The sequence below is a fragment of the Ruegeria sp. P8 genome, from assembly GCF_056534665.1.
This window is the reverse complement of the sequence record NZ_JBQERC010000003.1, coordinates 173,797-191,833: the sequence shown is the minus strand read 5'-3', so window position 1 is coordinate 191,833 and position 18,037 is coordinate 173,797. Positions and strand designations below refer to the sequence as shown.

Below are 18,037 nucleotides of genomic sequence, written 5' to 3'. Positions count from 1 at the left end.
TAGGGTTATATCGGCGCGAGCAGCACGGGAAGGTAACCTGTGGCAAAAGACCGATCACAGCGCGATGAGTATACGACCCCCCTGCGCCGCTTGTTGTTGGGGATCGTTGTGCTGTGCCTGCTTGGTATCTTCCTTCTGTGGCGCATCGACAGCCCGCGCGTTGAACGGTTCCGCGCGCGGATCGTGGATACGGTTGTACCGTCGATGGAATGGGCCATGGTCCCCGTGACTGCCGCCGTCAATCTGGTGCGTGACTTCCAAAGCTATCAGCGCCTGAGCGAGCAGAACCGGGAACTGCGTAGCGAACTGCGCCTGATGCGCGCCTGGAAAGAGGCTGCTTTGCAGCTTGAACAGGAAAACGCGCGACTGCTGGATCTGAACAATGTCCGCCTTGACCCGCGTCTGACTTATATCACCGGCGTTGTCATGGCCGACAGCGGGTCGCCATTCCGGCAATCCGTTCTGCTGAATGTCGGAGAGCGTGACGGGATCGTGGATGGATGGGCCACGATGGACGGCATTGGCCTGGTCGGCAGGATATCAGGTGTTGGCCCTGACACGGCACGCGTGATCCTTGTGACGGATGCCACCAGCGCGATTCCCGCAACCATTCAACCTTCTGGCCAGACCGCGCTGATCAAAGGCGACAACAACCCCGCGCCCGCGGTGGAGTTTCTTGAAAACCGCGAGCTGGTTCGCCCCGGCGACCGGGTGATCACTTCGGGTGATGGTGGCGTGTTTCCTGCGGGCCTGTTGATCGGTCAAATCGCGGCAGATCCCGGGGGGCGCCTGCGGGTCCGCCTGTCGGCAGATTTCGAAAGGCTCGAATTTCTCAGGGTTCTGCGGTTTCACTCGGCTCCGCCCATTCAGGATCCGGGCAGTATAGTCGGGCCCACCCGCCCAGAGGCGGCGCTGACCCCGGATGAGGTCAGCGATGGATAGACCGGCCTCGCAAATCTGGGCCATGCGCAGCCTTTATGCCTTGCTGGCCTTTGCTGTACTGTTTCTGCATCTGTTGCCGTTGGACGCTCAACCCGATCGCTGGCCTTTTCCCGACGTCCTGATTGCCCTGACTTTTGCCTGGGTGTTGCGGCGGCCCGATTTCGTCCCGACTGTATTGGTTGCGCTTGTCATGCTGATGGCTGACTTTCTGCTGCAACGTCCACCGGGCCTTTTGGCCGCGCTGACCGTAGTCGGGTCAGCCTATCTGCGGTCAGCGGCGTTGGGTATGAGGGATGCGGGATTTGCCGGAGAATGGATGTCTGTCGGCATTGTGATCACGGCGGTCATTTTGATGAACAGGGTCGTACTATCGGTGATGTCCGTGCAACAGGCCGCATTGGGGCCGGTCGTGATTCAGCTTGTGCTGACGGTCGCTGTCTACCCGTTGGTCGTGTTGCTTAGCCAAAGCGCGTTGGGGGTTCGCCGCATATCCGCTGCTGATGTCAGCGCTGTGGGAAGCCGGGCATGAAACAGCGTAAACCCAAATCCCAGGGCCTTGCCTACAAACGCCTGCCACGCAGAGCGCTGTTGCTGGGTGGTCTACAGGCGGTGTTCATAGGCGGTCTGGCGGCACGAATGCGGTTCATGCAGGTCGAACAGGCCGACGAATACCGCCTGTTGGCCGAAGAAAATCGTATCAACATCCGGCTTATCCCGCCGACCCGTGGGCGTATCTATGACCGGAACGGCCAGGTCATCGGCCAGAACTCACCTTCCTATCGCATCGTCATCGTGCGTGAAGACGCTGATGACGTGGAAAAAGTCATCGCCAAACTGTCGGAACTGATCCCTCTGAACGAAGATGAGATCGAGCGCGCCAGGACTGAAATGCGCCGCTCGGCCCCGTTTCTGCCGGTGACGCTGGCGGATCAGGTTACGTGGGAGGATATCTCGAAGGTTGCGGTCAATGCTCCGGCGCTGCCGGGCGTAACGCCCGAGGTCGGCCTGACACGGCAATACCCACGATACGAGGATTTCGCACATATCGTGGGCTATGTCGGCCCGGTCAGCGACTATGACCTCAGCAAGATAGAAGACCCTGAGCCGGTATTGCGCATTCCAAGGTTCCAGATTGGAAAGGTTGGCCTTGAGGCCAAGCAGGAAATCGAACTGCGCGGCAAGGCCGGTGCAAAGCGGGTCGAGGTCAACGCGACGGGCCGCGTCATGCGCGAGCTTGACCGGCAGGAAGGACAACCCGGCGCAGACCTGCAACTGTCCATCGACGCTGATCTGCAACAATATGCACAGGCGCGACTGGCGGGTGAAAGTGCGGCCGCAGTTGTCATAGACTGCGAAACCGGTGACTTGCGTGCGGTCGCCTCTGCACCCAGTTTCGATCCGAACCTTTTTGTTCGTGGCATTTCGGTCGCAGATTACCGGGCACTGACAGAGGACAAGTACCGACCGCTGGCGAATAAATCCGTGCAAGGCACATATCCTCCGGGATCGACCTTTAAGATGGTCACCGCGCTGGCCGCGTTGGAAGCTGGCGTAGTTTCCCCCGGCAATACCGTGTACTGCCCCGGACACCTGAAGGTCGGCAGCCGTCGCTTCCATTGCTGGAAGCGTGGCGGGCACGGAACGGTCGACCTCAACCTTTCGCTGAAACGCAGCTGCGATGTCTATTACTATGACGTGGCTCTGCGCGTTGGCATCGACAAGATCTCTGACATGGCCCGCACATTGGGACTGGGGGTCAAGCATGACATCCCGATGTCGGCGGTGGCAGATGGGCTGGCCCCGAATCAGGAATGGAAGCGGCGCGCGCACGGTCAGGAGTGGCTTGTGGGCGATACGGCCAACGCGTCCATCGGTCAGGGCTTCATGCTGGCTTCACCGCTGCAACTGGCTGTAATGGCAGCCCGTATCGCCACCGGTCGCGCAGTCACGCCGCGCCTGGTGCGCTCGATCGACGGTGTCGAACAACCCTCAGGCGCCGGAGAGCCACTGGGCCTTAATTCTTACAATCTGGAACAGGTCCGCAAGGCCATGTTCTCGGTCTCGAATGACAGGCGGGGAACGGCATATCGAAGCCGCATCATCGCGGATGAGTTCCGGATGGCGGGGAAAACCGGAACCAGCCAGGTTCGAAACATCACCAAAGCAGAACGGGCCGCAGGCGTGATCCGAAACGAGGACTTGCCGTGGGAGCGTCGCGACCACGCGCTGTTCGTTTGCTTTGCACCGTATGACAACCCAAAATATGCCGTGGCCGTGGTTGTTGAGCATGGCGGCGGCGGGTCCACAGCCGCAGCGCCGGTCGCACGCGACATCATGCTGCAAGCTCTTTATGACGGCACACCGCCGCTTGAAGCTTACCCCGTCGCCGATCGCGAACGCATCAAGGAACAGCAAAAACGGCTGGAGGGTGACAAGCGCCCCAAGGCGCGACCGGATGAAAAGGACCGTGCATGAGCTATCTTGAATATGCCGTCAAGTCCACGCCGTCGGGGTTTCGCAAGTTTCTGTATATGAACTGGCCGCTGACATTGCTGTTGATCAGCACCGCCAGCGCGGGCTTTTTGATGCTGTATTCTGTTGCGGGCGGTTCGTGGACGCCCTGGGCCGAGCCGCAAATGGAACGTTTCGGGCTTGGCCTGACAGTGATGTTCATCATCGCACTGGTTCCGATCTGGTTTTGGCGCAACATGTCGGTGCTGGCCTATCTCGGCTCGGTGGCATTGCTGGTATTTGTTGAACTGTTCGGCACCATCGGCATGGGTGCGCAGCGCTGGATCGACCTTGGGTTCATGCGCCTGCAACCCTCGGAGGTCATGAAAGTCACGCTGGTCATGTTGCTTGCCGCTTATTACGACTGGCTTCCTTCGCACAAAACGTCTCGTCCGCTTTGGGTTCTTATCCCGGTTGTCCTGATCATCCTGCCTACTTTGCTGGTTCTGAAACAGCCCGATCTTGGCACATCCATCCTGCTTCTCGCCGCAGGAGGTGGGTTGATGTTTCTGGCAGGGGTTCACTGGGCCTATTTTGCCGCCGTTATTGCTGCTGTCGTGGGCCTGATCGCCGCTGTGTTCAACAGCCGGGGGACCGACTGGCAATTGTTGAAGGACTATCAGTTTCGGCGCATCGACACCTTTCTGGACCCGTCCACCGACCCATTGGGGGCCGGATACCACATTACCCAGTCCAAGATTGCCTTGGGGTCCGGGGGATGGAACGGGCGTGGTTTCATGCAAGGCACGCAGTCCCGCCTGAACTTCCTGCCCGAGAAGCATACTGATTTCATTTTCACGACGTTGGCCGAAGAGTTCGGATTTGTCGGGGGAACGACCCTGTTGACCCTTTATGCCTTGATTCTGGTTTTCTGCATGGTCACGGCCCTGGCAACCAAGGACCGGTTTTCATCTCTGGTCACGCTGGGTATCGCGCTGAACTTCTTCCTGTTTTTTGCCGTCAACATGTCGATGGTGATGGGCATGGCTCCGGTCGTGGGTGTACCACTGCCAATGGTCAGCTATGGTGGCTCGGCCATGCTGGTTCTGATGGCAGCCTTTGGCATCGTCCAAAGCGCCCATATTCACCGCCCCCGTTGATCTGAAAGGGCTCTGATGTCTGTGAACGTCCTGTTTTCCGCGCGCCCTGCCCTATGGCCGGTGTATGAGCCGCTGCTGACCCAATATCTTGATGAGGCGGGTCTGGACGTCCAGCTAGGAACCGAGTTCGAACCGGATCAGGTCGATTACGTTGTTTACGCCCCAAACGGAGGGGTACAGGATTTCAGACCTTTCACGCGCCTGAAAGCGGTGCTGAGCCTTTGGGCCGGGGTCGAAAAAATCGTGGGTAACGAAACACTGACCGTTCCACTGGCGCGGATGGTGGATCACGGTCTGACGCAGGGCATGATCGAGTGGGTGGTTGGCCACGTGCTGCGCTACCATCTGGGGATGGACCGGCACATCACGGTACAGGACGGTGTCTGGACCCCAGATGTCCCACCGCTGGCGCAAGAGCGCAACGTTTGTGTTCTGGGGCTTGGAGCATTGGGCGAAGCCGTGGCCCGCGCGCTGACCGCGCTTGAGTTTCGGGTCTTAGGCTGGAGCCGTACAGCCAAGGACATCCCCGGCGTAACCTGCCTGCATGATGCCGAAGGGCTGCGCCAGGCGCTTTCTCACGCCGAAATCGTAGTCTTGTTATTGCCTGACACACCTGCCACTGAAAACGCGCTGAATGCGGAAACGCTGGCCCTGCTGCCCAAAGGTGCGCGGATCATCAACCCGGGACGCGGACCGCTGATTGACGATGACGCGCTATTGGATGCCCTGAACTCGGGCCAGGTGGGCCACGCAACGCTGGATGTGTTCCGTGTCGAGCCCTTGCCCACCAATCACCCCTATTGGGCGCATCCGAATGTCACCGTGACCCCGCATATCGCGTCCGAGACCCGCCCGGTCACTGCCGCACAGGTCATTTGCGAAAACATCCGGCGCGGGGAATCCGGCGAGCCCTTTGTGCACCTGGTCGACCGCACGCTGGGCTACTGACGTCACGCCGCAATCAGACCGCGGCCTTTCAACAGGGCATCCACGCCCGGCAATCGTCCCCGGAACGCCAGATACAGATCCTCTGCCTCGCGCGAACCGCCGGTGGACAAGATATTGTCTTCCAGCGCTTTGGCCCGTTCAGGATCAAAGGCACCACCTGCTTCTTCGAAGGCGGCAAAGGCGTCAGCATCCATCACCTCGGACCACATATAGCTGTAGTAGCCCGAGCTATAGCCATCGCCTGCAAATACATGCGCAAAGTGGGGCGTGGCATGGCGCATTCCAATGGCTTGCGGCATCCCCAACCCGGCAAGAACCTCGGCCTGTTTTGCCATCGGGTCTGCCGGGGCGTCGCCATCGTGGAAGGCCAGATCAACAAGAGCCGAGGCGACATATTCCACCGTCTGGAACCCCTGGTCGAAATTGGCGGCGTTCAGCACTTTTCCAAGCATCTGCTGCGGCATCGGCTCACCCGTTTCGGCATGGGTGGCAAACTCGGCCAGAACTTCGGGCACTTCCAACCAGTGTTCATAAAGCTGGCTGGGCAGTTCGACAAAATCGCGCGCAACCGAAGTACCCGAGATGCTTTCATAGGTAACGTTGGACAGCATCTGGTGCAAGGCATGGCCAAACTCGTGGAACAGGGTGCGTGCATCGTCATAAGACAGCAGTGCCGGATCACCCTTGGCGAAGTTGCAGACATTGATGACAATCGGTGCCTGTTCTTTCGGGAATCTGGCCTGTGCCCGCATCGCGCTGCACCAGGCACCTGATCGCTTTGACCCCCGTGCAAAGTAGTCACCGATGAACACGGCGACATGCCGACCGTTGCGCGTAACTTCCCACGCGCGGCAATCCGGGTGATAAAGCGGCACGTTCAAAGGCTTGAATTCCAGCCCGAACAGGCGGTTTGCACAAGCAAACGATGCCTCGATCATCCGGTCCAGTTGCAGGTAGGGTTTCAGTTCCGCCTCATCCAGATCATGTTCCGCCTTGCGCCGCTTTTCAGCGTAATAGCGCCAGTCCCATGCTTCCAGCGGGCCGGTGACACCGTCTTCCTGCATCATCTGGGTCAGGATTTCCGCGTCCGCATCGGCGCGGGCCTTGGCAGGTTCCCACACCTGCATCAACAACTCACGTACCCGGTCCGGAGTACGAGCCATTTCAGTTTCCAGCTTGTAATCAGCAAAATTGTCATAGCCCAACAGCTTGGCGCGTTCCTCACGCAAGCCCAGAATCTCAGCTGCGATGTCGCGATTGTCGGTCTCGCCACCATTCGCCCCGCGGGCAGCCCAGGCGCGATAGGCTTTTTCGCGCAGATCCCTACGGGGTGAAAACTGAAGAAACGGCACGATCAGCGACCGGGAGAGGGTAACAACCGGCCCCTCCGCACCCTTTTCTGCACCAGCAGCGCGCGCCGCATTCACAACGAAATCCGGCAGGCCCTGCAGATCTTGTTCGGTCAGATCCATGAACCAATCCCGCTCATCCGCCAGCAGGTTCTGGGTAAAGGACGTCCCCAACGAGGCGAGGCGCGACTTGATTTCTTGCATACGAGCGTCTTTGTCCCCGTCCAACGCCGCGCCTGCACGAACAAAACCCCGATGGGTCAGCATCAGAACGCGCGCCTGTTCCTCGGTCAGGTTCAGGTTTTCGCGCCGCGCCCAAAGGTTTGCAACGCGTTCAAACAGCGCCTTGTTCGAAGAAATTCCCGAGAAATGCGCCGACAGCTTGGGTGAAAACGCGCGCTGCAACTCTTCCCGCTTGGGGTTGCTGTCTGCGCCTGCAACAGTGAAGAAGACCGACAGAACCTTGTCCAGCTGCTCGCCCGCAGCCTCAAGGGCTTCGACCGTGTTGGCGAAAGTAGGGGCCTCTGCATTTGCTGCAATCGCGTCGATCTGCGCGTTATGCGCAGTCATCGCCTGATCCAAAGCCGGTGCAAAATCTTCGTCCGAAATATCGGCGAAAGGGGCTATTTCGAATGGGGTGGTCCAGTTGGACAGGATCGGGTTGGTCATGCGGATCTCCTTTGACCCAATAGCTAGTTCGCAATGGCCGGGTGTTCCAGAACCCCCAGCCCATGTTAAGAAAGGTTAATTGCTTGCGGTACCGCAGATGGGGCAATCGGCACGGCGGGTCAGCGTGATCTTGCGGCTTTCACCGTACAGGGCGTCGTAGATCAACATCTCGCCCCGCAGCGCCATGCCAGCGCCCGTGATCACCTTTATCGCCTCAACCGCCATCATCGATCCGACGACGCCCGGCAACGGGCCAATCACACCTGCCTCGGAACAAGACGGGGCCAGACCGGGGGCTGGGGCTTCGGGAAAGATACACTGGTAGCACGGGCTGCCATTGACTGGGTCAAACACGCTGAGCTGCCCTTCCCACTGCGACAAGGCCCCCGAAATCAGTGGCTTGCCCAGCGCGGCGGCAGTCCGGTTGGCCAGATAGCGGGTCTCAAAATTGTCCGTACCGTCAAGGATCAGATCGAAGTCGGCAAAAAGTTCTGCCGCGATTTCATCGCTCAATCTGCGATGAAAGGGCCGAACTACCACATTCGGGTTCTGCGCCTCCATCGCTTGCTGGGCGGAAAAGACCTTGGGCATATCAATATCTGCATCGCGGTGGATCACCTGCCGCTGCAGGTTCGCATTCTCGACTATGTCGTCGTCAATGACCCCGATTGTACCCACACCTGCGGCCGCTAGGTATTGCAGCGTCGGGGCGCCCAAACCTCCTGCACCGATCACCAGAACACGGGCTTGTTTCAACTTTTTCTGACCCGGCCCGCCCAATTCGCGCAGCACAATGTGACGGGCGTACCGGTTCAGTTCGGTTTCGGTGAAACGGTCAGAGGGCATGGTGGTTTCCGGCTTGGAGGCTTGTACTGCGCGGTTGCGCAGGGCCTTCAACACACGGCCATATAACAAAACGATGGCCGCGAAACCTGCAAGGATCAGCCACAGCGCCGCAGACCCACCGGTTGCTTCGCGCAGGGGATGCCCATCCGGCAAGATCAGATGAGACAGGATCACCCCGACCAACAACACACTCACCGACACCACGCGCGCCGATTTAGACGTGCCGGCGATATAGCCAACGCCCCATAGCCCCGCTGCCAGAACAAGAACCAGCAGCATCAGCCGCGCCCGGTCGAGCCGAAACCGCCAGCCCCACGATCTGTTTCACCCAATGCCTCAGCCAGTTCGAATGCCGCCTGCACGACAGGGGCAACTACCAGCTGCGCGATACGATCACCATGGGCAATCTCGAACCGTTCCTGACCGGCATTCATTACGATCACCCCCAGAGGTCCGCGATAGTCACTGTCAATAGTGCCCGGCGTATTGGGCAGCGTGATCCCGTGTTTCAGTGCAAGGCCCGAGCGGGGCCGAACCTGAACCTCGTATCCCTGCGGGATTTCAATTCGCAGTCCGGTCGGCACAAGCGCCCGCTGTCCGGGCTCCAGCATGATCGAAGCCCCCTGGGGCAAGTTGGCACGCACGTCCGCGCCAGCAGCACCCGCAGTTTCGTAGGACGGAAGCGCCACGGCGGGGTCTGCCCCGTCTTCGCGGATCACTCGAATTGCAACCATGGTTTTGCCTTTCCTTCAGCCCGCCAACGCGTCTGCGATCCTGCTTGCCAACCGCCGCGCAACCTCGGCCTTGCCCATACGCGGCCATTCTTCGGCTCCGCTGTCCGAGATCAGGATAACTGCATTCTCGGACCCGCCCATGATCCCGGTGGCAGGGCTGACATCGTTGGCAACAATCCAGTCACAGCCTTTGCGCAGTCGCTTGGCGGTGGCATGTTCGATCACGTCATCGGTCTCGGCTGCAAAGCCGACAACCAAAGGTGGGCGCCCATTTTCCATCCGCGAGACGCGTCTGAGAATGTCGGGGTTCTCGGCAAATTCCAGAACCGGCAGACCGTCGCGGCTTTTCTTCAGTTTCTTGTCCGACGCACTGGCCACGCGCCAATCTGCCACCGCCGCCGCAAACACGCCCGCGTCGACGGGCAGCGCCGCATCAACCGCGTCCGACATCTGTTGCGCTGTCTCGACCGGCACGACCTGCACACCCGCCGGTGGCGGTACGTCAGCAGGGCCCGTGACAAAGATCACCTCGGCCCCCAAATCCGCAAGCGCCTGTGCCACGGCCGAGCCCTGCGCCCCGGAAGAACGGTTCGCGATATACCGGACCGGATCAATCGGCTCATGCGTCGGGCCCGACGTCACCAGCACGCGCTTCCCCACCAAGGGTCCTGCCGCAAGCTGCGCCTCAACCGCCGCGACGATTTCCAGCGGTTCCGACATGCGTCCGGGGCCATATTCACCGCAGGCCATATCACCTTCGTTTGGGCCAACAAAGCGCACGCCATCCGCTTGAAGCTGCTTCAGGTTGCGTCGCGTCGCCGGGTGTTCCCACATGCGTACATTCATCGCGGGCGCACACAGAACAGGCGTGTCCGTCGCCATCAGAAGGGTCGATGCCAGATCATTTGCCAACCCCCCGGCCATCTTGCCCATCAGGTCCGCGGTTGCGGGGGCCACAACAATCAGATCGGCAGAGCGTGACAGCTGGATATGGCCCATCTCGGCCTCGGCGGTCAGATCGAACAGATCGCCATAGACCTTTTCTGAGGCAAGAGCAGACACGGACAGAGGTGTTACAAATTCCTCTGCCGCACGCGTCAGCACAGGCGTCACGGCTGCGCCACGCTCACGCAGCCTGCGGATCAGGTCCAGCGATTTGTAGGCCGCAATGCCGCCGCCAATGATCAGCAGAATGCGTTTGGATGACAGCATGTTCAGCCCTTCCTGTCCCGGTCGGCCCCGACATTAGGCAAGGCCAGCAGGTTGTTCCAGCGATTAATTCTGAACCTGAAACGCCACACAGGGGTCTTCACGCTCTACTGTGGGGCTATCGATTACGAGATCAAAGTCGCCATCGATAATATCGTCCTCAGACTGTCCGACCGAGACCACCTTCCATCCGGGTTGAAGCCGTTCAAGATATGTCGGGATACCTCGGTCTTTGCGCGCATGTCCGTTCCCAGTGATCACGGCAACCGGGCCACCCGTTTCTTCCATCGCGCGCATCACGGCGCGAGCCAGCACAGCATCGCGCAGTCGCTGGATCGCAACCATCTGGGGTAACATCTCGGGCGGGAGAGCATCGCAATGCGCGGCCAGTTGATCCGCCTCGCGCGCCTCCTGCTCCTCAGGCGTCAGCGGTACAGTCAAACCATAGCGCGCCGCATCTGCACCCAACGCGGTGGCTGCTCCGCGTTCCATCGCGGCCCGCGCGGCAGCACGCGGCACCATGGCCCCGTAAACCGGCGCACCGGAGGCCTTGAAAACTGGATAATAAAGCCTAAGAGGTGGCCAACCGCTTTCTGCCCATTGCAGAATGCGGCTCAACTCTTCAGGGTTGGACACCGCTTTTTGCGCCAGCCGTTGCGCGCCTTCTTCGGTAACCATCTCCCAGACAACAGCCGAGGGTGAGATTTTCATAATCGCTTCAGCTTGAATAAGGTGGTGGCGGGGATTGTCGTGAACCTCTCCCAGAATGACCACATCCGCATCCCGCATCGCGAGAGCCACATCATCAGAAATAAGATTTTCCGCCAGTCCGGGTCGCGCCGCTGTAACCGTAAGGCCCAGAACACACGCAAGAATCGCAAGCTGTTTCATGCGATGAAGTGTTGCACCTCGTTCGACTGGGCTTCAAGGTTCTTGCGCATTTTTGCGAACGCTGCGGCCTCAAGCTGTCGCACCCGCTCCTTGGACAGTCCCAACTCGACGCCGAGACTCTCCAGTGTCCGCGCAGGCTCGCGCAGTTTGCGTTCGCGCACAATGAACCGCTCGCGGTCATTCAGTGCGTTCATCGCGATCAGCAACCACTGGCGCAACTGTTCGGTGTCGTGGGTGTGTTCAACTGCTTCGGCGGCCTGTTCGCGTTCATCTTCCAGCGCATCGATCCATTCGCGCCCGTCTTCGTCGGCGGATTGCACCGCGTTCAGTGAAAAATCCGACCCTGACAGCCGACCTTCCATCAGTTCAACGTCGCGCAAAGGAACCCCGATTTCCGTGGCGATCATCTGATGCAGCTGGTGGCGGTCCAGTTCAAGCCCTTCGGTTGCGGCCTCGCGTTCCAGCCGGGCCTGAACCCGACGCATGTTAAAAAACAGCGATTTCTGCGCCGAGGTGGACCCCGTTCGCACCATGGACCAGTTCCGCATCACATAATCCTGAATGCTCGCCTTGATCCACCACACCGCATAAGTCGAAAACCGCACCCCGCGATCAGGGTCGAACTTGTCTGCGGCCTTCATCAAACCCAGACCGGCCTCCTGGATAAGGTCATTCATCGGCGCGCCATAGCGTTTGAACTTGGCCGCCATCGAAATTGCCAGCCGCATATACGCTGTGATCAGGCGGTGCAGCGCCTGTTCATCACGCTGGTCACGCCAGGCATAGGCCAGCCTCAGTTCCGTTTCCGCATCCAGCAACTCGGCCTTCATCGCTTGCCGGGACATCGAAAAATCTGTCGCGTTGTCCAGTGCCATAAACCTCTCCCCTGATTTGCAGGCGTTGGCCGGGCTTGCCATGCCGACCTATGACCGATACGCAAAACAGCACCAATTGGATCATCTTTAGGTAAGTACTGTGGCGTCAGATTTAACCTTAATTCTGGGCGGAGCTGCTTCGGGCAAGTCGGCATTTGCCGAGAACCTCGTTGTTTCCACAGGGAAAAATCGAGTTTACCTAGCGACATCACAAGTGTTTGATGACGAGATGCGGCAGAAGGTTGATCGCCATCTGGTACAGCGGGGCGGCGGTTGGACCACGATTGAAGAGCCCCTTGATCTGAGGCCGGTGCTGTCCAGCCTATCCTCGGATCAGGTGTGTCTGGTAGATTGCGCCACTCTATGGGTCAGCAATCATTTGCTGGCCGAAACCGATCTGGGGGCAGTCCAAACTGACCTGCTAAAGGCCCTGCGCGCATGTACAGCGCAGGTAGTGATCGTGTCGAACGAGGTCGGGCACGGTATTGTTCCCGATAACCCGCTTGCCCGTCGCTTTCGCGAAGCGCAGGGTCGGCTGAACATCGCACTTGCGGCACAGGCTGATCTGGTGGTGCAAGTGACCGCCGGGTTGCCGTTGGTCCTGAAAGGGCAGCTGCCGTGACGCGACTGCATCTTGTTCGCCATGGGCCTACGCATGCAAAGACGATGGTTGGCTGGTCCGATCTGCCTGCTGATCTAAGCGATACATCAGCGCTGAAGCGCCTGCACGATCATTTGCCACCCGATGCACTTGTGATTTCGTCCGACCTGTCGCGTGCAATTGACACTGCTTCGGCCATTCAGGGCCAGCGTCACCGTCTGCCACATCATCCAGACCTGCGGGAAATCCATTTCGGTCGGTGGGAGCTTCGCGGGTTTGCCGATATTGAAGCCGAAGACCCCGAGCTGGCTTTTGCCTATTGGGACAACCCCGGTGATGTCCGCCCACCGCAAGGTGAAAGCTGGAATGAGGTTCGCGACCGGGTCGATTCCGCGATCGACGCGCTTATGTCCGCGCATACGGGCCGCGATCTGGTGATCGTCGCGCATTTCGGCGTGATCCTGACACAAGTGCAGCGCGCCCTTGGTCTGGACGGGCAGCAGACCTTTGCGCATCGGATCGACAACCTTTCGGTGACGGATATCGCTGTCAACGGTGAGGCGTGGACTGTCGGGTCGATCAATCACCTTCCGTGAACAGGTCCAACACAAATCACTGATTTACCGGTCCGCAAAGCTGAGGCATCGTCCGCGCATGACTTATGACCTTTATATCGGCGATCGCCTCTTCTCCAGCTGGTCAATGCGCGGCTGGTTGATGCTTGAGAAATTCAACCTGCCCTATCGCAGCCACATGATCGGCCTCTATTCCGGTACCATGGCGCAAGACATGGAACCGCTGGCCCCTGCCCGCCTTGTTCCCGCCTTGCGCCTGCCGGATGGAACGGTTGTGGGGGAAAGCCTGGCGATGGCCGAAACCCTGGCCGAACGCCACCCCGATGCCGGGTTGTGGCCTTCGGATGCCGCAGCCCGGGCAACGGCCCGCTGGCTATGCGCTGAAATGGTAGCCGGATTCAGCGCCCTGCGTGGAGAATGCGCCATGCAGCTGCGCAACGTGTGGCAAGGCTTTACGCCGTCTGAGGCGACTTTGTCAGATCTGGAGAGGATTGAAACACTCTGGGCACATGCGAGGAGCGTGTCAGGGGCAGACCAAGGCCCGTTATTTGGTGCCTATTCACTGGCAGACGTCTTCTACACACCCGTTGCTGCGCGGATTATAGGATATGGGCTGCCGGTGTCAGAGGCGAACCGGGCTTATTGCATGGAACTGCTCTCTGATCCCATCGTCAGACAGTGGCGCGCCATGGGATTGACCGTAGAGTATGACACCTTCCCATACGCGCAGGACTTGCCGTCCGGCCCTTGGCCAGTCGGGGGTGTTTCTGCTGCGAAGCCGGTTTCAGGTGGTCCGTCAATCAACGCCGCCTGCCCGTATTCCGGCAAGCCTGTCACCGATTTCCTGGAGCTTGACGGGCAATGCTGGGGGTTCTGCAACCCATTCTGCCGGAACAAAACTGTGGCCGACCCCGGAGCATGGCCCAAATTCGCGGCCATGCGCGCAGCCGTTAACGACTCTTAAACCAGAACCGTGGCAGCAACGTCCTGTTAACCAAAACAGGACTGCCATGGTCGCCCGCGCCCACACCGTTGCTTTTCAAGGGGTCGATGCCCGCCCGGTCGAGGTGCAATGCGCGGTGTCACCCGGACTGCCAGCCTTTTCCATCGTGGGCCTGCCCGACAAAGCCGTGTCCGAGGCGCGTGACCGCGTCCGCAGCGCGCTGAACGCGATGGCCATCGCGCTGCCGTCCAAGCGGATCACCATCAATCTGTCCCCCGCCGACCTTCCTAAAGAAGGCAGCCATTTCGACCTGCCCATCGCGGTCGCGCTTTTGTCCGCGCTCGACATCATCCCTGCCGATGCCGCGGAAAGCACCGTTGCATTGGGGGAGTTGTCACTCGACGGTTCTCTGGTGCCCGTTGTTGGTGCTTTGCCCGCCGCGATGACGGCAGCTTCAGAAGACCGCGCCTTGCTTTGTCCGCGCGCCTCCAGCGCCGAGGCGGCCTGGGTAGATGCCACTCAAGTGATCGGCGCCGGATCACTTGGAGAGGTCGTGCGTCATTTCTCGGGCCAATCCCCTTTGCCAGCGGCGCAAGCTGGCGAAGTGAACCTGACACCGTCCAACCGCGACCTGCGCGATGTGAAAGGGCAGGAGCGCGCCAAACGCGCCCTGGAAATCGCCGCCGCCGGACGTCACCACTTGATCATGATCGGCACGCCGGGATCGGGCAAATCCATGCTGGCGGCGCGGCTTCCCGGAATTTTACCGCCGCTTACTGCCGTGGAAGCCCTGGAGACGTCGATGATCCAATCGCTATGTGGGTTACTGGATGAAGGCGGAATAAACCGCACTCGCCCGTTCCGCGAACCGCACCACACGGCCTCGATGGCGGCCATAGTTGGTGGTGGGAAAGGGGCCAAACCGGGCGAAATCTCATTGGCCCATAATGGTGTGCTGTTCATGGATGAATTCCCCGAATTTCCACGCACCGTTCTGGAAACCCTGCGGCAACCCATTGAAACCGGCGAAGTCATGGTGGCGCGCGCGAACGCCCATGTGAAATACCCCTGTCGTTTCATGCTGGTCGCCGCCGCCAACCCTTGCAAATGTGGCTATCTGACCGATCCGTCCCGTGCCTGTTCGCGGGCACCGGGATGTGGCGAAGATTACCTGAACCGAATCTCGGGCCCGTTGATGGACAGGTTCGACCTGCGGATCGAAGTTCCGCCCGTGGGCTTTACCGACCTTGATCTGCCCCCTTCGGGCGACAGTTCGGCGACGGTTGCAGCACGTGTCGAAAGGGCGCGTGCCATTCAGGCAGACCGGTTTTGTGACACGCCGGAGTTACGACAAAACGCTGATGCAGAAGGCAAAATACTGGAAGAGATCGCCACGCCCGATGCCGAAGGAAAAGAGCTGCTGTTGAAAGCCGCTGATCGTTTCGGCCTGTCAGCCCGGGCTTTCCATAGAATCCTGAGGGTGGCGCGCACCATCGCCGATCTGGACGGCGCGACCGATATCCGCCGCCAACACGTGGCCGAGGCACTTAGTTTTCGGATCTCTGCCCGGGTTATGGCCTAAAGCTTGGCCTCGATGGCCTGCCAGATCTTTTCAGCAATATTTACGCCGTCAAACCGTTCCAACTCCTGAATGCCGGTCGGTGAAGTCACGTTAATCTCGGTCAGATAGTCGCCAATAACGTCAATTCCGACAAAGACCTGACCCTTTTCCTTCAGCAAAGGCCCAATCGCCGCACAGATCTCAAGATCGCGTTCGGACAAGCCGATCTTTTCCGGACGTCCGCCAACATGCATGTTCGACCGCGTTTCGCCTTTGGCGGGTACCCGGTTGATTGCGCCGACCGCTTCGCCATCCACCAGAATCACCCGTTTGTCGCCATTGCTGACATCCGGCAGGAATTTCTGCACGATCAAAGGTTCGCGCGAGAATCCGGTGAACAGCTCATGCAAGGAAGTCAGGTTGCGGTCATTGGCGTCAAGCCGGAACACACCCGCGCCGCCATTCCCGTAAAGCGGCTTGAGGATGATATCGCCGTGCTTTTCCTTGAACGCCTTGATCGTCTGCAAATCACGCGCAATCGTTGTTGGCGGGGTCAGGTCGGGGAAATCCAGCACCAGCAGCTTTTCCGGGTAGTTGCGCACCCAGAACGGATCGTTGACGACCAGCGTCTGACCCTTGAGACGATCCAGCAAATGCGTGGACGTGATGTAATGCATGTCAAATGGCGGGTCCTGACGCAGCCAGACGACATCGAAATCGGCAAGATCCACCTCACGTTCGGGACCCAGAACCGCAGGATCTCCGGCAACCCTTTGCACGGTCATGTCGTGACCTCGCGCGGTGATGCGACCCTGTTGATAGGCCAAGTGATCCGGACCGTAGAAAAACAAAGAATGCCCGCGCGCCTGTGCCTCTTCCGCCAGACGGAATGAACTGTCGGCGTTGATATCCACGGCCCCGATCGGGTCCATTTGAAAGGCGATTTTCATGGCATGTCCCTCAGTTTCCCGCCAGATACATGGACCAGCACGCCTGTGGGTTCAATGGGGCTTAGCCAAAACCAAAGGCGTTTTCGATGATTTGAACCGCGCCAGAACCATCCACAAGCGCCGCGTCAAAGCGCACGTTTGTCAGCTGCCCGTCCGGCTCGTTTTCCAAGAACTGCGCGGCAGAGGCGTAAATCCGTTCGATCTGCCTGCGGCTGATCCGGGCAGCGGCCTTTTCAAAGCTGGTGCTTTTTTTAACTTCGATGAACACAAGCCCGTCGCCGTCGCGTGCAATCAGATCGATCTCTCCGCCAGCGCCCCGCCAGCGACGATGCGCTATGGCAAAGCCCCGACGCTCGTAATCTGCGGCGACCTGTGACTCTGCGGCCTGTCCGGCGTGGTAAGAGATCGAACCCTGTTGTTCACGCCGCCCCATGTCATCCCTTGCCCAATTTCAATGCTTTCTGATAAATCGGTCGGCGCGGCAGGTCGTACATTTCCGAGACAAGATCCGCTGCATCCCGAACTGAGTGATTTTCCAAAGCTCGTTTCAAAGCTTCTTCTAGATCGGATTCGTTAACACTTTGCGAATGACCGCGGTCCACCAGCAGGACGATCTCACCCTTGACGGTCTTGTCCCGATACTCCTCTGCCAGTTCGGACAGGCTGCCGCGGCGGACCTCCTCAAACTTTTTTGTCAGCTCTCGACAAAGCGCAGCCTGCCGTTCAGGCCCCAGGCATTCAGCCAGGTCCGACAGACAGGCGGCAACGCGTTTCGGAGATTCGTAGAACACCAATGTGCCGGGGATGTCCTTCAACGCCTCGATACGGGTGCGGCGTGCTTTGGATGCGTTGGGAAGGAAGCCTGCAAAAAAGAAGGCGTCCGTGGGAAGCCCCGCCAACGTCAGGGCCGTTACAACGGCAGACGCGCCCGGGGCGCAGGTCACGGTATACCCGGCTTCGGCGGCCTGCTTGCCCAAATCATAGCCCGGATCGGCAATTAGCGGCATTCCTGCTTCGGACGCGTAGGCCACCGATTGCCCTTGCGCCAGCGCCTCGATGATCTTGCCGCGTGCGCCTGCGCCGCTGTGGTCGTGATAGGCTTGGATTCGTCGGCCTTCCAGCGGGATGCCATGTATTTCCATCAAGCGACGTAAACTGCGGGTGTCTTCTGCCGCAATCACATCGGCTGAGGCCAAAACATCCAAGGCCCTGAGCGTAATGTCGCGTGCTGTTCCAATCGGAGTGGCAACAAAATACAGGCCCGCAGCCAACTTGATCTTTTGGAAATTCAAAGCTGGACCCTCACAGCGTGACGTTTATTATCGCGGCTCAA

Annotated in this window: 18 protein-coding genes; 9 read left to right on the top strand and 9 right to left on the bottom strand. The window is 59.5% G+C overall.

Going from position 1 to position 18,037, the window contains the following annotated elements; all coding sequences use genetic code 11:
- Nucleotides 1–39 precede the first annotated feature (39 nt).
- From mreC to ACR0BZ_RS07275, 5 genes are read left to right on the top strand one after another with little or no spacing between them, the layout of a single operon-like run.
- A complete protein-coding gene (gene mreC / locus ACR0BZ_RS07295) occupies nucleotides 40–942 on the top strand; it encodes a rod shape-determining protein MreC (RefSeq protein ID WP_209506411.1) in 903 nt (300 codons plus the stop codon).
- A complete protein-coding gene (locus ACR0BZ_RS07290; protein WP_480919856.1) occupies nucleotides 935–1,471 on the top strand; it encodes a rod shape-determining protein MreD in 537 nt (178 codons plus the stop codon). The genes mreC and ACR0BZ_RS07290 overlap by 8 nt, the downstream gene beginning before the upstream one ends.
- Nucleotides 1,468–3,417: a penicillin-binding protein 2 gene (gene mrdA, locus ACR0BZ_RS07285; protein WP_480919855.1), complete on the top strand. Its 1,950-nt coding sequence runs from the start codon at nucleotides 1,468–1,470 to the stop codon at nucleotides 3,415–3,417. The genes ACR0BZ_RS07290 and mrdA overlap by 4 nt, the downstream gene beginning before the upstream one ends.
- Entirely contained in the window at nucleotides 3,414–4,553 is a 1,140-nt protein-coding gene (gene rodA, locus ACR0BZ_RS07280) for a rod shape-determining protein RodA (protein WP_209506418.1), read from the top strand. Before mrdA ends, rodA begins: the two co-directional genes overlap by 4 nt.
- A 15-nt stretch (nucleotides 4,554–4,568) precedes the next feature.
- Nucleotides 4,569–5,501, top strand: a complete 933-nt coding sequence (locus tag ACR0BZ_RS07275; protein ID WP_480919854.1) for a 2-hydroxyacid dehydrogenase — start codon at nucleotides 4,569–4,571, stop codon at nucleotides 5,499–5,501.
- A 2-nt stretch (nucleotides 5,502–5,503) separates the two neighbouring features.
- Here the strand turns inward: ACR0BZ_RS07275 and ACR0BZ_RS07270 are convergent, their stop codons facing one another.
- From ACR0BZ_RS07270 to ACR0BZ_RS07245, 6 genes are all read right to left on the bottom strand, one after another.
- Entirely contained in the window at nucleotides 5,504–7,519 is a 2,016-nt protein-coding gene (locus tag ACR0BZ_RS07270; RefSeq protein ID WP_480919853.1) for a M3 family metallopeptidase, read from the bottom strand.
- A gap of 75 nt (nucleotides 7,520–7,594) precedes the next feature.
- Nucleotides 7,595–8,644 carry a HesA/MoeB/ThiF family protein gene (locus tag ACR0BZ_RS07265; protein ID WP_480919852.1) on the bottom strand — a complete coding sequence of 350 codons (1,050 nt, stop codon included), beginning with the start codon at nucleotides 8,642–8,644 and terminating at the stop codon, nucleotides 7,595–7,597.
- Entirely contained in the window at nucleotides 8,644–9,099 is a 456-nt protein-coding gene (gene dut, locus ACR0BZ_RS07260) for a dUTP diphosphatase (RefSeq protein ID WP_480919851.1), read from the bottom strand. The genes ACR0BZ_RS07265 and dut overlap by 1 nt, the downstream gene beginning before the upstream one ends.
- Before the next feature lie 15 nt (nucleotides 9,100–9,114).
- Nucleotides 9,115–10,311 carry a bifunctional phosphopantothenoylcysteine decarboxylase/phosphopantothenate--cysteine ligase CoaBC gene (gene coaBC, locus ACR0BZ_RS07255; protein WP_480518505.1) on the bottom strand — a complete coding sequence of 399 codons (1,197 nt, stop codon included), beginning with the start codon at nucleotides 10,309–10,311 and terminating at the stop codon, nucleotides 9,115–9,117.
- 63 nt (nucleotides 10,312–10,374) lie between these two features.
- The gene (locus ACR0BZ_RS07250; protein WP_480518503.1) at nucleotides 10,375–11,199 is read right to left on the bottom strand and encodes a ChaN family lipoprotein; all 825 of its coding nucleotides are present in this window, start codon (nucleotides 11,197–11,199) and stop codon (nucleotides 10,375–10,377) included.
- The gene (locus ACR0BZ_RS07245; RefSeq protein ID WP_267365420.1) at nucleotides 11,196–12,074 is read right to left on the bottom strand and encodes an RNA polymerase factor sigma-32; all 879 of its coding nucleotides are present in this window, start codon (nucleotides 12,072–12,074) and stop codon (nucleotides 11,196–11,198) included. The genes ACR0BZ_RS07250 and ACR0BZ_RS07245 overlap by 4 nt, the downstream gene beginning before the upstream one ends.
- A 100-nt stretch (nucleotides 12,075–12,174) precedes the next feature.
- Here ACR0BZ_RS07245 and cobU point away from each other — a divergent pair, with 100 nt between their 5' ends.
- The 4 genes from cobU to ACR0BZ_RS07225 are packed head-to-tail and all read left to right on the top strand — an operon-like array spanning nucleotide 12,175 to nucleotide 15,775.
- On the top strand, nucleotides 12,175–12,696 hold the full coding sequence (gene cobU / locus ACR0BZ_RS07240; protein ID WP_480913604.1) for a bifunctional adenosylcobinamide kinase/adenosylcobinamide-phosphate guanylyltransferase: 522 nt from the start codon (nucleotides 12,175–12,177) through the stop codon (nucleotides 12,694–12,696).
- Nucleotides 12,693–13,271, top strand: coding sequence for a histidine phosphatase family protein (locus ACR0BZ_RS07235; RefSeq protein ID WP_480913605.1), 579 nt, complete (start codon nucleotides 12,693–12,695; stop codon nucleotides 13,269–13,271). Before cobU ends, ACR0BZ_RS07235 begins: the two co-directional genes overlap by 4 nt.
- Nucleotides 13,272–13,329: 58 nt before the next feature.
- Nucleotides 13,330–14,214 (top strand): glutathione S-transferase, encoded by an 885-nt coding sequence (locus tag ACR0BZ_RS07230; protein WP_480899277.1) that lies wholly within the window; start codon nucleotides 13,330–13,332, stop codon nucleotides 14,212–14,214.
- Between the two features lie 46 nt (nucleotides 14,215–14,260).
- Nucleotides 14,261–15,775, top strand: coding sequence for a YifB family Mg chelatase-like AAA ATPase (locus ACR0BZ_RS07225; protein ID WP_480919850.1), 1,515 nt, complete (start codon nucleotides 14,261–14,263; stop codon nucleotides 15,773–15,775).
- Here the strand turns inward: ACR0BZ_RS07225 and gshB are convergent.
- The 3 genes from gshB to rsmI form a co-directional block, all read right to left on the bottom strand.
- On the bottom strand, nucleotides 15,772–16,704 hold the full coding sequence (gshB, locus tag ACR0BZ_RS07220; protein WP_480832263.1) for a glutathione synthase: 933 nt from the start codon (nucleotides 16,702–16,704) through the stop codon (nucleotides 15,772–15,774). The genes ACR0BZ_RS07225 and gshB overlap by 4 nt on opposite strands.
- A 61-nt stretch (nucleotides 16,705–16,765) precedes the next feature.
- Nucleotides 16,766–17,137, bottom strand: a complete 372-nt coding sequence (locus ACR0BZ_RS07215; RefSeq protein WP_480919849.1) for a YraN family protein — start codon at nucleotides 17,135–17,137, stop codon at nucleotides 16,766–16,768.
- A gap of 1 nt (nucleotide 17,138) precedes the next feature.
- Nucleotides 17,139–17,996 carry a 16S rRNA (cytidine(1402)-2'-O)-methyltransferase gene (gene rsmI, locus ACR0BZ_RS07210; protein WP_480919848.1) on the bottom strand — a complete coding sequence of 286 codons (858 nt, stop codon included), beginning with the start codon at nucleotides 17,994–17,996 and terminating at the stop codon, nucleotides 17,139–17,141.
- Nucleotides 17,997–18,037: the final 41 nt, after the last annotated feature.

Excerpts from the sequence above, each read along its gene's own strand:
- ACR0BZ_RS07290 (WP_480919856.1), top strand. The coding sequence starts at position 935 with ATGGATAGACCGGCCTCGCAAATCTGGGCCATGCGCAGCCTTTATGCC.
- mrdA (WP_480919855.1), top strand. The coding sequence starts at position 1,468 with ATGAAACAGCGTAAACCCAAATCCCAGGGCCTTGCCTACAAACGCCTG.
- rodA (WP_209506418.1), top strand. The coding sequence starts at position 3,414 with ATGAGCTATCTTGAATATGCCGTCAAGTCCACGCCGTCGGGGTTTCGC.
- ACR0BZ_RS07275 (WP_480919854.1), top strand. The coding sequence starts at position 4,569 with ATGTCTGTGAACGTCCTGTTTTCCGCGCGCCCTGCCCTATGGCCGGTG.
- ACR0BZ_RS07270 (WP_480919853.1), bottom strand. The coding sequence starts at position 7,519 with ATGACCAACCCGATCCTGTCCAACTGGACCACCCCATTCGAAATAGCC.
- ACR0BZ_RS07265 (WP_480919852.1), bottom strand. The coding sequence starts at position 8,644 with ATGCTGCTGGTTCTTGTTCTGGCAGCGGGGCTATGGGGCGTTGGCTAT.
- dut (WP_480919851.1), bottom strand. The coding sequence starts at position 9,099 with ATGGTTGCAATTCGAGTGATCCGCGAAGACGGGGCAGACCCCGCCGTG.
- coaBC (WP_480518505.1), bottom strand. The coding sequence starts at position 10,311 with ATGCTGTCATCCAAACGCATTCTGCTGATCATTGGCGGCGGCATTGCG.
- ACR0BZ_RS07250 (WP_480518503.1), bottom strand. The coding sequence starts at position 11,199 with ATGAAACAGCTTGCGATTCTTGCGTGTGTTCTGGGCCTTACGGTTACA.
- ACR0BZ_RS07245 (WP_267365420.1), bottom strand. The coding sequence starts at position 12,074 with ATGGCACTGGACAACGCGACAGATTTTTCGATGTCCCGGCAAGCGATG.
- ACR0BZ_RS07230 (WP_480899277.1), top strand. The coding sequence starts at position 13,330 with ATGACTTATGACCTTTATATCGGCGATCGCCTCTTCTCCAGCTGGTCA.
- ACR0BZ_RS07225 (WP_480919850.1), top strand. The coding sequence starts at position 14,261 with ATGGTCGCCCGCGCCCACACCGTTGCTTTTCAAGGGGTCGATGCCCGC.
- gshB (WP_480832263.1), bottom strand. The coding sequence starts at position 16,704 with ATGAAAATCGCCTTTCAAATGGACCCGATCGGGGCCGTGGATATCAAC.
- ACR0BZ_RS07215 (WP_480919849.1), bottom strand. The coding sequence starts at position 17,137 with ATGGGGCGGCGTGAACAACAGGGTTCGATCTCTTACCACGCCGGACAG.